Raw genomic sequence first — 12,025 nt, forward strand, 5'->3', positions numbered from 1 at the left:
CTGCTCTTCCATGGCGAGACGGACGCCACCGCAAGTGTGCGATCCAACCAGAAGGGGTAGGAACACCAGGTGGGTGTCCCCGGTGAAGGCGTGGCCGACCGCTGGGGGCAGACTTGACCGTGCAAGCGTCACACCAGGTGAGAGGGGCGCTGCCGATGAGCGGACGACTCGGAATCGATGATGTCTCCCCGATCGTGAGCGGAGGTCGCTACCCGGCCAAGGCCGTGGTCGGCGAACACGTCCCGGTCGAGGCGACGGTGTGGCGCGAGGGCCACGACGCCGTCGCCGCCACCGTCGCGTGGCGGGGACCGAACGACCGGGTCGCCAGACAAACACGCATGGTCCCGCAGGGCGTCGGCCTCGACCGCTGGGCCGCCGTGATCGTCCCGGACGCCGAGGGCGCGTGGACGTTCCGCGTGGACGCCTGGAGCGACCCGTGGGCCACCTGGCAGCACGCCGTCGAGGTCAAGATCGCCGCCGGCCAGGGCCCCGACGAGCTGGCGAACGACCTGGAGACCGGCGCGCTGCTGCTCGACCGCGTGAGCCGCCGGCCGGACCGGCGCAAGGACAAGCCGCTGCTGCTGAACGCCGCCAACGCGCTGCGCGACGAGCACCGGCCGCTGGCGGAACGGGTCGCGCCCGCCCTCGCGAGCGACGTGCGGCAGATCATGCACGACCACCCGGTGCGCGAGCTCGTCACCAAGGGCAAGCCGCAGAAGGTCTGGGTCGACCGGAAGCGCGCGGCGTTCGGGTCGTGGTACGAGTTCTTCCCCCGCAGCACGGGCGGCGTGGACGAGTCGGGCGTCCCGGTGCACGGCACGTTCACCACCGCGGCCAAGGAGCTGGACCGCATCGCGGCCATGGGCTTCGACGTCGCCTACCTGCCCCCGATCCACCCGATCGGCCGGGTGAACCGCAAGGGGCCCAACAACACGCTTACCGCCACCGAGGACGACCCCGGCTCGACGTGGGCGATCGGCGCTGACGAGGGCGGGCACGACGCGATCCACCCCGAGCTGGGCACGATCGAGGACTTCGACGCGTTCGTGGCGCGGGCCCGGGAGCTGGACCTGGAGGTGGCGCTCGACCTGGCCCTCCAGTGCGCGCCCGACCACCCGTGGGTGTTGAAGAACCCCGAGTGGTTCACCACCCGCCCGGACGGCTCGATCGCGTACGCGGAGAACCCGCCGAAGAAGTACCAGGACATCTACCCGGTCAACTTCGACAACGACCCCCAGGGCATCTACAACGAGGTGCTGCGGGTCGTCCTGCACTGGGTGGACCACGGGGTGCGGATCTTCCGGGTCGACAACCCGCACACCAAGCCGCCGGACTTCTGGGCGTGGCTGATCTGGGCGGTCAAGGACCGGCACCCGGACGTCCTGTTCCTCAGCGAGGCGTTCACCCGCCCGGCGCGGCTGTACGGCCTCGCCAAGCTCGGCTTCACGCAGAGCTACACCTACTTCACCTGGCGCACGACCAAGGAGGAGTTGACCGAGTTCGGCGTCGAACTGGTCGAGCACTGGGACGAAGCGCGGCCCAACCTGTTCGTGAACACCCCGGACATCCTGCACGAATCGCTGCAGCACGGCGGTCCGGGCATGTTCGCGCTGCGCGCGGCCCTGGCCGCGACGATGGCGCCGACCTGGGGCGTGTACTCCGGCTACGAGCTGTTCGAGCACGAAGCCGTCAGGCCCGGCAGCGAGGAGTACCTGAACTCGGAGAAGTACCAGCTGCGGCCGCGGGACTACGCGGCGGCGGTGGCCGAGGGACGGTCGCTGGAACCGTGGTTGCGCAAGCTGAACGCGATCCGCCGGGCCCACCCGGCGTTGCAGCAGATGCGAACACTCCGGTTCCACCACGTCGACAACCCGGCGTTGATCGCCTACTCCAAGCAGGACCCGGGCACCGGCGACACGGTCGTCGTGGTGGTCAACCTGGACCCGCACAACGCGCAGGACGGCACCGTCTGGCTGGACCTGCCCGCGCTCGGCTTCGACTGGCACGAGCGGCTGATCGCGCACGACGAGGTCACCGGGGAGACCTGGGACTGGGGTCAGGCGAACTACGTCCGCCTCGAACCCTGGCGCGCCGCGGCGCACATCGTCGGCGTGCTGCGCCGTCACGGTTAGCGCCCGGTCACGGAGCTGCCGAGAAAACAGGACCGGTCCCCTTTACCCAGTCCCCGTGCCCGCCGAAGAGCACGAGGGACGATCGAACGCACCCCCGATGAGGTGGGACGAGGTGGAGCACACATGCAAGAAGAGGCGCGACCCGACGCGGCGCTCGTAGGCCTGGAGAACGTGCCGCACACCGGCGAGGCCATCGGCGCCGACGGACTCCTGGTCGAGCCGCAGGCGGAGGACTTCCGGTCCGCCAAGCTCGTGCCACGCGAACGCGACTGGTTCAAGGGCGCGGTGTTCTACGAAGTGCTGGTGCGGGCGTTCAGCGACTCCAACGGCGACGGCACCGGCGACCTGCGGGGCCTGGCGTCCCGGTTGGACTACCTGGAGTGGCTCGGCGTCGACTGCCTGTGGCTGCCGCCCTTCTACGCGTCGCCGCTGCGCGACGGCGGTTACGACATCTCCGACTTCCGCGCCGTGCTGCCGGAGTTCGGCTCGGTCGAGGACTTCGTGTACCTGCTGGACGAGGCGCACCGGCGGGGCATCCGGGTGATCACGGACCTGGTGCTCAACCACACGAGCGACGCGCACCCGTGGTTCCAGCAGTCGCGGACCGACCCGGACGGCCCGTACGGCGACTACTACGTGTGGAGCGACGACGACCAGCGCTACGCGGACGCCCGGATCATCTTCGTCGACACCGAGTCGTCCAACTGGACGTACGACCCGGTGCGCGGGCAGTTCTACTGGCACCGGTTCTTCTCGCACCAGCCCGACCTCAACTTCGAGAACCCGCACGTGCAGGAAGCCATGCTGGACACCCTCCGGTTCTGGCTCGACCTGGGCATCGACGGGTTCCGGCTGGACGCCGTGCCGTACCTGTTCGAGCAGGAGGGCACGAACTGCGAGAACCTGCCGCGCACGCACGACTTCCTCAAGCGCTGCCGCAAGGTCGTGGACGACGAGTACCCCGGTCGGGTGCTGCTCGCGGAGGCGAACCAGTGGCCGTCGGACGTGGTCGAGTACTTCGGCAACCCCGAGGTGGGCGGCGACGAGTGCCACATGGCGTTCCACTTCCCGCTGATGCCGCGCATCTTCATGGCGGTGCGGCGCGAGTCGCGGTTCCCGATCTCGGAGATCCTGGCGCAGACGCCGCAGATTCCCGACGGCTGCCAGTGGGGCATCTTCCTGCGCAACCACGACGAGCTGACGCTCGAGATGGTCACCGACGAAGAGCGCGACTACATGTACGCGGAGTACGCCAAGGACCCGCGGATGAAGGCGAACATCGGCATCAGACGTCGGTTGGCGCCGCTGCTGGAGAACGACCGCAACCAGCAGGAGCTGTTCACCGCGATGCTGCTGTCCCTGCCCGGCTCGCCCGTCCTCTACTACGGTGACGAGATCGGCATGGGCGACAACATCTGGCTGGGCGACCGCGACGCGGTGCGCACGCCGATGCAGTGGACCCCGGACCGCAACGCGGGCTTCTCCGGCTGCGACCCCGGCCGGATCTACCTGCCGGTGATCATGGATCCGGTGTACGGCTACCAAGCCCTCAACGTCGAGGCGCAGCTGAACAACCAGTCGTCGCTGCTGCACTGGACCCGGCGGATGATCGAGGTGCGCAAGCAGCACCACGCGTTCGCCGAGGGCGACTTCACCGACCTCGGTGGGTCGAACCCGAGCGTGCTGGCCTACCGGCGGCGGTGGCGGCGGCCCGACGGCCACGAGGACGTCGTGCTGTGCGTGAACAACCTGTCGCGCTTCCCGCAGCCGGTTGAGCTGGACCTGTCGGAGCACCGCGGCAGCAGGCCCGTCGAGCTGACCGGCGGGGTGGTCTTCCCGACCGTGGGCGACCTGCCCTACCTGCTCACCCTGCCCGGGCACGGCTTCTACTGGTTCCAGCTCGTGGAAGCCGACGACGACACCGAGGCGAGGTGAGGGACGTGACAGATCCGCACGACCTGGTCGACAAGGTGGTGGCCGAGCTGCCCGAGTGGCTGCCGGCGCAGCGGTGGTTCGGCGGCAAGGACCGCCCGGTCACGTCGGTCCGTCCACTGCGGACGTCGGTGCTGCGCGCCGAGGAGCCGGTGCTGGTGCACCTCGTGGTGGAGGTGGAGCAGCCGCCGGACCGGCGGGAGCCGTACCAGCTGCTGATCACCGACCACGTGGAGAACTACGACGCGACGACCGTCCCGGAGCTGACCGGCGCGCTGCTCGACCTGATCGCCGACGACGCCGAGGCCGAGGGCCTCGTGTTCGCGCACGAGCCGGACGTGGAGCTGCAGACCGGCCTGCGCGGCCGGCCGATCACGTCCGAGCAGTCGAACACCTCGATCGTGTTCGGCAGCCAGTACATCCTCAAGCTGTTCCGCAAGCTGACCTACGGCGAGAACCCGGACCTGGTGCTGCACCGCGCGCTGCACCGGGTCGGGTGCGAGCACATCGCCCAGCCGCTCGGGTCGATCACCGGGCGGTTGGACGGCCAGATCACCACGATCGGCATGCTCCAGCAGTTCATGCCGGACGCGGTGGACGGCTGGGCGATGGCCACCACGAGCGTGCGCGACCTGATGGCCGAGGCCGACCTGCACGCCGACGAGGTGGGCGGCGACTTCGCCGGCGAGGCGCACCGGCTGGGCCAGGCCGTGGCCAGCGTGCACGCCGACCTGGAGCGCGCGCTGGGCAACCGGCCCGCGGACGCCGAGGACATCGACCGGACCGTGCGGGCGATGGTCTCGCGGCTGGACGAGGTGGTCGCCGACGTGCCCGAGCTGCGGCCGTACGTGCCCGCGCTGCGGGAGGCGTTCGAGCAGGCCAGGGACACGCCGGAGGCGATCGTCGCCCAGCACATCCACGGCGACCTGCACCTCGGCCAGGTGCTGCGGACCGTGCACGGGTGGCTGCTGATCGACTTCGAGGGCGAGCCGGGCTCGCCCATCGCGCAGCGCACCGAGCTGCGCTCGCCGCTGCGCGACGTGGCCGGGATGCTGCGATCCTTCGACTACGCGGCGCACCAGCTGCTCGTGGGCCAGCCGGAGGACCACCAGCTGGCCGTGCGGGCGCTGGAGTGGTCGCGGCGCAACCGCGCGGCGTTCACGGAGGGCTACGCGGAAGCGGCGGCCGAGTCGGTCGGCGACCCGCGCGAGCACGGGCACCTGCTGCGGGCGTTCGAGTTGGACAAGGCCGTGTACGAGGTGGCCTACGAGCACGCGAACCGGCCGGAGTGGTTGACGGTCCCGTTGTCGTCGATCGCGCGGATCACTGGAGAGGGAGCGGTGCAGTCATGATCTCGCCCGAGGACGTCGACCGGCTGCTGGCCGGGGCGCACCACGACCCGCACTCGGTGCTCGGCGTGCACCACGTCCCCGAGGGCGTGGTCGCGCGAGCGCTGCGCCCGGGCGCGTCCGCCGTGGCGGTGGTGGCGGGTGACAAGAGGTTCGACCTGGACCGGGTCACCGACGGGCTGTTCGCGGGCGAGCTGCCCGAGCACCCCGGTGACTACCGCCTCGACGTCGAGTACCACGGCACGGTGGTGGAGGTGGACGACCCGTACCGGTGGCTGCCCACCGTCGGCGAACTCGACCTGCACCTCATCGGCGAGGGGCGGCACGAGCGCCTGTGGGACGTCCTGGGCGCGCACGTGCGCTCGTACGACACGCCCAACGGCGCCGTCTCCGGCGTGTCGTTCGCCGTCTGGGCGCCGACCGCGCGCGGGGTGCGGGTGTGCGGCGACTTCGACGGCTGGGACGGCCGGGCGAACCCGATGCGGTCGCTCGGCTCGTCCGGGGTGTGGGAGGTGTTCATCCCCGGCATCCCGGTCGGCACCCGGTACAAGTTCCGCATCCTGGGCCGCGACGGCGCGTGGCACGAGAAGGCCGACCCGATGGCGTTCGCCACCGAGACGCCGCCCGCCACGGCGTCCGTCGTCACCGAGACCTCGTACCGGTGGGGCGACGTGGAGTGGGAGTCTCGGCGCGACGCCACGCAGTGGATCAACGCGCCGGTCTCGGTGTACGAGGTGCACCTCGGCTCGTGGAAGCCCGGCCTGGGCTACCGGGAGCTGGCCACCGAGCTGGCCGACTACGTGCAGTCCGCCGGGTTCACGCACGTCGAGCTGATGCCGGTGGCCGAGCACCCGTTCGGCGGGTCGTGGGGCTACCAGGTGACGTCGTACTACGCGCCGACGTCCCGGTTCGGCTCGCCCGACGACTTCCGGCACTTCGTGGACCTGCTGCACCAGCGCGGCATCGGCGTGATCATGGACTGGGTGCCCGCCCACTTCCCGAAGGACTCGTGGGCGCTGGCCCGGTTCGACGGCTCGCCGCTGTACGAGCACGAGGACCCGCGCCGCGGCGAGCACCCCGACTGGGGCACGCTCGTGTTCGACTTCGGGCGCAACGAGGTGCGCAACTTCCTCGTCGCCAACGCCCTGTACTGGATCGAGGAGTTCCACATCGACGGGCTGCGGGTCGACGCCGTGGCGTCGATGCTGTACCTGGACTACTCGCGGCAGGAGGGGCAGTGGCTGCCCAACCAGTACGGCGGCCGCGAGAACCTCGACGCGGTCCGGTTCCTGCAGGAGCTGAACGCCACCGTCTACAAGCGCCACCCCGGCGTGCTGATGGTCGCCGAGGAGTCCACGGCGTGGCCGGGCGTGACGCGGCCGACCCACCTGGGCGGGCTCGGGTTCGGGTTCAAGTGGAACATGGGGTGGATGCACGACAGCCTGCACTACCTGTCGCGCGAGCCCATCCACCGATCGTTCCACCACAACGAGATCACGTTCTCGCTGGTGTACGCGTGGAGCGAGAACTTCGTGCTGCCGCTGTCGCACGACGAGGTCGTGCACGGCAAGGGGTCGCTGTGGCAGCGGATGCCCGGCGACGACTGGAACAAGGCGGCGGGCCTGCGGTCGCTGCTCGCGTTCATGTGGGCGCACCCAGGCAAGCAGCTGCTGTTCATGGGCGGCGAGTTCGGGCAGCGGGACGAGTGGTCGGAGGGCAGGTCGCTCGACTGGCACCTGCTGGACCAGCCGCTGCACCAGGGCCTGCTCGGGCTGATCTCCGACCTGAACCGGGTGTACCAGGCGTCGCCCGCGCTCTACAGCGCGGACAACAAGCCCGAGGGGTTCTCGTGGATCGACGCGAACGACTCCGCCGGGAACGTGCTGAGCTTCCTGCGGATCGGTGAGGACGGGTCCGTGCTCGCCTGCGTGGCCAACTTCGCCGGCATGCCGCACCACGACTACCGCGTCGGCCTGCCCTTCCCCGGCCGGTGGCGCGAGGTGGTGAACACGGACTCGGAGGTGTACGGCGGGTCCGGCGTCGGCAACCTCGGCGGCGTGGTGGCGGAGGAGCACCCGTGGCACGGCCGACCGGCGTCCGCGGTGCTGCAGCTGCCGCCGGCGGGCGTGCTGTGGCTGGCGCCCGAGGGCGGCACGGCCCCGAGCCCGCTGGACGACGTCGTGTGAGCCGCCGCGGCCGGGGCGTCGACCGCCCCGGCCGCCCGGCGCCCGTCGGCGGGCCGCCGTTTGGTGGATCATCCTTCGGTGGGCCGGACAATTCCGGGCAAGACTGCCCGGTAGGGGTGGTCGGCCGTGCGACCCTGGGCCCATGACACGCGAGGTGTGGGCGCTGGGTGACGCGTACGAGGCGTACGTCGGACGCTGGAGCCTGCCCGTCGCGCGGCTGTTCCTCCGCTGGCTGGACGTGCCGGCGGGGCGGCGGTGGTTGGACGTCGGGTGCGGCACCGGGGCGTTGACGGCCGCCGTGCTCGCGCACGCGGAACCGGCCGAGGTGGTCGGCGTCGACCCGGCCGACGGGTTCCTGAACAGCGCGCGCGGTCGCGTCACGGACCCCAGGGTGTCGTTCGAGTCGGGTGACGCGCGGGCGCTGCCGTTCGCCGACGACCGGTTCGACGTGGTGGTCGGCGGCCTGGCGCTCAACTTCGTGCCCGACCCGGTCCGGGCCGTCGCCGAGTCGGTCAGGGTGGCGTCGCCCGGTGGTGTCGTCGCGGCCTACGTCTGGGACTACGCCGAGGGCATGGCGATGACCCGGTCCTTCTGGGACGCCGCCACCGACCTCGACCCGGCCGTCCGCGAGCTGGACGAGGGCCGCCGCTTCCCGCTGTGCCGGCCGGAACCCCTCCAAGCCCTGTGGACGGGCGGGGGCCTGGGCGGGGTGGAGGTCCGGGGGTTGCGGATACCGACCGTGTTCGCCGACTTCGACGACTTCTGGCACCCGTTCCTCGGCGGTCAGGGCCCCGCGCCCGGCTACACCGCGTCCCTGGCCGAGGACCACCGCCGCGCCCTCCGCGACCTGCTCCGCACCCGGCTGCCCACCAAGCCGGACGGCACCATCCCGCTCACCGCGCGGGCGTGGGCCGTGCGCGGCACCACGCAGGGCGTCAGCCCTCGCGCCACCACCTGGGCCACCGCCGCGCGCTGACGCCTGGCGACGACGCTCAGGCGTGCCACGCGTCGCGGTACGCCTCCTGCTCGGCGATCGTGCCGAGCAGGTCGACCGGCGCGTCGGCGAACGTGTCCACCAGGTCGTCCTCGGTCGTCACCGCCCGCCCGGGGCGCATCACGTACACCCGGAGCCCGCCGCCCATGTCCCGCGCCATGCCGCTCGGCCAGGCGTCCCGGCGCGCCCCCTGCACCGCGACCGCCCACCCGTGCGGCTCCACCTGCCGCCGCAGCCGGACCAACGCCTCGAACGCGTCGGGCGCGGTGGCGGTGAAGCGGTCGCCCGCCAGGCGCAGCTCCACCCGGTAGACGGGCCAGGGCCCGTCATGGCCGTCCAACCAGACCCGCAGCGGCTCCTGCCTCCGCACCTCGGGGCGCACGACCAGCACGTCCCGGTCGACGACGAGCCGTGGGTGATCTCCGCTCACCCCGCCCATCCAACCCCACGACGGGCCGCGCCCTCGGGCCGGGGAAGTGCCCGCGCTCGCCCAAGCCGACCACGGTAGGGGGTCCGGGCAGGCACAATGGACGGATGCGGCGCGCATCGGCTCGGCTGGTACTGCTGGCGACAACCCTGCTGGCGACGACGACCGCGTGCACCCAACTGGTCCCCGGCAAGCCGGTGGCGGGCGAGGCCGTCACCAGGGGCACCGTCGACCCCGGCTTCATCCGGGGCACGGACGGCGGTCCGATCGACCAGCTCGCGGCCACCGCCATCACCGACATCGACACGTTCTGGCAGGGCGCGTTCCCCGACACGTTCGACGACCCGTGGCAGCCGCTGGACGGCGGCATCTACTCGGTCGACACCGCCGACCCGTCGGCGAAGCCGCCGCCGTGCACCGAGAAGGCCACCGACGTCGAGGGCAACGCGTTCTACTGCCCGAGCGCCGACGCCATCGCCTGGGACCGCGCCGCCCTGCTGCCCGTGCTCAAGGATCGGTTCGGCGACGCCGCCGTGGTGATCGTCCTGGCGCACGAGATGGGCCACGCCGTGCAGAACCGGATGGGCATCACGCCGGAAGCCGAGCGGCGCGAGCCGCAGCGGTTCCCCACGATCCTCACCGAGGCCATGGCGGACTGCTTCGCGGGCTCGTTCGTCAAGTGGGTGAACGACGGCAAGTCCGAGCACCTCGACATCGGCTCCGACACGCTGGACTCGGCGCTCGGCGCGCTGATCACGTTCCGCGACCCGGTCGGCACGTCGCCGACCGACCAGTCCGCGCACGGCAACGCGTTCGACCGCGTGTCCGCGTTCCAGGACGGCTACCAGCAGGGCACGAAGTTCTGCGCGGCCATGTCCGTGGACAACCGGGGCTTCACCCAGCAGGCGTTCACGTCCGCCGACGACCGGGACCGAGGCGGCAACCTGCCGTTCGACGAGATGCTGGAGGAGATCACCCCGGACCTCGACACGTACTTCAAGGGCCTGGTCACGCAGGCGGGCAAGACGTGGTCCGAGCCGAAGGCCACCCCCACCGAGCAGGAGCCGGACTGCTCCGGCGACCAGGGGCCGGTCGCGTACTGCCCGGCGGACAAGTCGGTGGAGATCGAGGTCGAGGAGGACCTGCCCGAGCTGCACGCCGAGATCGGCGACTACGCGACGGGCGTGCTGGTCGCGAGCCGGTACGGGCTGGCCGCGATGGCCGCCGTGGGCGAGGGCGTCGAGGGCGACGAGGCCGCGACCGGCGCGTTGTGCCTGGCCGGCGCGTACACGCGGGAGGTGTTCACGCGTCAGCGCGGGTTCGGGTTGTCGCCCGGCGACCTGGACGAGGCCGTGCAGGTGCTCCTCGCGTACGACTACGCGGCGCGGGACGCGACGGGCTCGGCGAGCATCGGGCCGGGGTTCAAGCGGGTCGAGGTGTTCCGCGGCGGCGTGCTGGAGGGCACCGAAGCCTGCGGTTTGGGGTAGGACCGGCGGTCCGGCCAAGTAGGGTGCGGGCTTGGATCGGCACGGACCGCGGGATGGGGCTTGGGCATGGCTCGACGGGCTTGGTTGGCTGCGACGCTCGTCGCCGCGATGGCGTTGACCGGGTGCACCCAGGTCGTGAGCGGGCAGGGGCGCGCGGAGCGGCCCGACGTCACCAAGGTGGCCGGGCTGGAGATCACCACGGGTGAGAGCGGCGCGAAGCCCGGCGTGCCCGACGCCGACCTCCAGGTGGAGAACGGCGACGGCGGCGAGATGGACCGGCTGGCCATCAACACGCTCGCCGACGTCGAGGAGTACTGGTCCGAGCAGCTGCCCGCCCGGCTGGGCAAGGAGTTCGAGCCGGTGAAGCGGCTCGTGTCGTACGACTCCAACGGCGAGGGCGTCGAGATCTGCCGCACCAACACCGCCGGCGTGGCGAACGCGTTCTACTGCTCGTTGGACGACTCGATCGCGTGGGACCGCGGCGAGCTGCTGCCGATGCTGGACGACGCGTTCGGGCCCATGTCCGTGGTGACCGTGCTGGCGCACGAGATGGGTCACGCGATCCAGTACAAGCTGGGCGCCGAGGGCGGTGTCACGCAGGCCACGCCGTCGATCATCAAGGAGCAGCAGGCCGACTGCTACGCGGGCAACTTCTTCCGGTGGGTGGCCGAGGGGAAGTCGAAGCACTTCCGCATCTCGACCGGGCCCGGGTTGAACCAGGTGCTCGCGACGATGTTCTTCATCCGGGACGCGGCGGGCACGTCGGCCGAGAAGCAGGGCGCGCACGGCAGCGCGTTCGACCGGGTGGCGGCGTTCCAGTTCGGCTTCCACGGCGACCCGAAGCGGTGCTCGCAGATCGACGAGGCCGAGATCAAGGCGAGGATCACGCAGCAGAAGTTCGACGCGGACGACCAGGACACCGGCCTCGGCAAGGGCAACCTGAAGGTGGACGACCAGCGGTCGCTGGAGCTGCTGGAGGAGTCCCTGAGGAACGCCTACAAGCAGTCCGGCGCCACGCCGCCGGCGTTCACGGACTCGTCGGCGGAGTGCCCGGACGCGTCCGCGACGTCGCCCGCGTCGTACTGCCCGGCGACCAACTCGATCGCCATCGACATGACCGAGCTGGTGAAGATCGGCACGCCGCCGAAGCGCGGGCAGAAGGGCGGGATCGGCGACTTCGCCGCGTTCGCCGAGATCGCGTCGCGGTTCGCGCTGTCGATCCAGAAGGCGACCGGGTACGCGTTGGAAGGGCCGGCGGCCGGGCTGCGCACGGCGTGCCTGACCGGGGCGTGGGCCGGGACCACGACGCAGAGCGGGGCGACGCTGCGGCTGTCGTCCGGGGACCTGGACGAGGCCGTGGCCGAGTTGCTGGCCGACAAGAGCCTGATCGCGGCGGACGTGAACGGGACCGTGGTGCCGTCCGGTTTCGCGCGCGTGGAGGCGTTCCGGGACGGCTTCTTCGAGGGCTCGGGCCTCTGCACGCGCAAGTACTCGGCTTAGCGCAGCGGGGTCGCCCCC

The 12,025-nt window shown here is 71.4% G+C and carries 8 protein-coding genes; 7 read left to right on the forward strand and 1 reads right to left on the reverse strand.

Annotated features, from left to right (window positions below; all coding sequences use genetic code 11):
* The first annotated feature begins 155 nt into the window (after positions 1–155).
* From ACRAKH_RS28865 to ACRAKH_RS28885, 5 genes are all read left to right on the forward strand, one after another.
* Positions 156–2,132 carry an alpha-1,4-glucan--maltose-1-phosphate maltosyltransferase gene (locus tag ACRAKH_RS28865; RefSeq protein WP_380720938.1) on the forward strand — a complete coding sequence of 659 codons (1,977 nt, stop codon included), beginning with the start codon at positions 156–158 and terminating at the stop codon, positions 2,130–2,132.
* Between the two features lie 123 nt (positions 2,133–2,255).
* Positions 2,256–4,067, forward strand: coding sequence for a maltose alpha-D-glucosyltransferase (gene treS / locus ACRAKH_RS28870; protein WP_380720941.1), 1,812 nt, complete (start codon positions 2,256–2,258; stop codon positions 4,065–4,067).
* 5 nt (positions 4,068–4,072) lie between these two features.
* Positions 4,073–5,416, forward strand: coding sequence for a maltokinase N-terminal cap-like domain-containing protein (locus tag ACRAKH_RS28875; protein WP_380720944.1), 1,344 nt, complete (start codon positions 4,073–4,075; stop codon positions 5,414–5,416).
* Positions 5,413–7,599: a 1,4-alpha-glucan branching protein GlgB gene (gene glgB, locus ACRAKH_RS28880; RefSeq protein WP_380720946.1), complete on the forward strand. Its 2,187-nt coding sequence runs from the start codon at positions 5,413–5,415 to the stop codon at positions 7,597–7,599. Before ACRAKH_RS28875 ends, glgB begins: the two co-directional genes overlap by 4 nt.
* Before the next feature lie 142 nt (positions 7,600–7,741).
* Complete coding sequence (locus ACRAKH_RS28885) at positions 7,742–8,575, forward strand: class I SAM-dependent methyltransferase (RefSeq protein WP_380720949.1); 834 nt, start codon at positions 7,742–7,744, stop codon at positions 8,573–8,575.
* A 16-nt stretch (positions 8,576–8,591) separates the two neighbouring features.
* Here the strand turns inward: ACRAKH_RS28885 and ACRAKH_RS28890 are convergent, their stop codons facing one another.
* Entirely contained in the window at positions 8,592–9,023 is a 432-nt protein-coding gene (locus tag ACRAKH_RS28890) for a hypothetical protein (RefSeq protein ID WP_380720951.1), read from the reverse strand.
* Between the two features lie 104 nt (positions 9,024–9,127).
* Between ACRAKH_RS28890 and ACRAKH_RS28895 the strand changes: the two genes are divergently transcribed.
* Positions 9,128–10,507 (forward strand): neutral zinc metallopeptidase, encoded by a 1,380-nt coding sequence (locus tag ACRAKH_RS28895; RefSeq protein WP_380720953.1) that lies wholly within the window; start codon positions 9,128–9,130, stop codon positions 10,505–10,507.
* A gap of 66 nt (positions 10,508–10,573) precedes the next feature.
* A complete protein-coding gene (locus ACRAKH_RS28900; RefSeq protein ID WP_380720956.1) occupies positions 10,574–12,007 on the forward strand; it encodes a neutral zinc metallopeptidase in 1,434 nt (477 codons plus the stop codon).
* Positions 12,008–12,025 lie beyond the last annotated feature (18 nt).

The sequence above is a fragment of the Saccharothrix hoggarensis genome, from assembly GCF_052936025.1.

What these genes read in the sequence shown, in the direction of transcription:
- ACRAKH_RS28865 (WP_380720938.1), top strand. Translation starts at nt 156, where the DNA reads ATGAGCGGACGACTCGGAATCGATGATGTCTCCCCGATCGTGAGCGGA.
- ACRAKH_RS28885 (WP_380720949.1), top strand. Translation starts at nt 7,742, where the DNA reads ATGACACGCGAGGTGTGGGCGCTGGGTGACGCGTACGAGGCGTACGTC.
- treS (WP_380720941.1), top strand. Translation starts at nt 2,256, where the DNA reads ATGCAAGAAGAGGCGCGACCCGACGCGGCGCTCGTAGGCCTGGAGAAC.
- ACRAKH_RS28895 (WP_380720953.1), top strand. Translation starts at nt 9,128, where the DNA reads ATGCGGCGCGCATCGGCTCGGCTGGTACTGCTGGCGACAACCCTGCTG.
- glgB (WP_380720946.1), top strand. Translation starts at nt 5,413, where the DNA reads ATGATCTCGCCCGAGGACGTCGACCGGCTGCTGGCCGGGGCGCACCAC.
- ACRAKH_RS28900 (WP_380720956.1), top strand. Translation starts at nt 10,574, where the DNA reads ATGGCTCGACGGGCTTGGTTGGCTGCGACGCTCGTCGCCGCGATGGCG.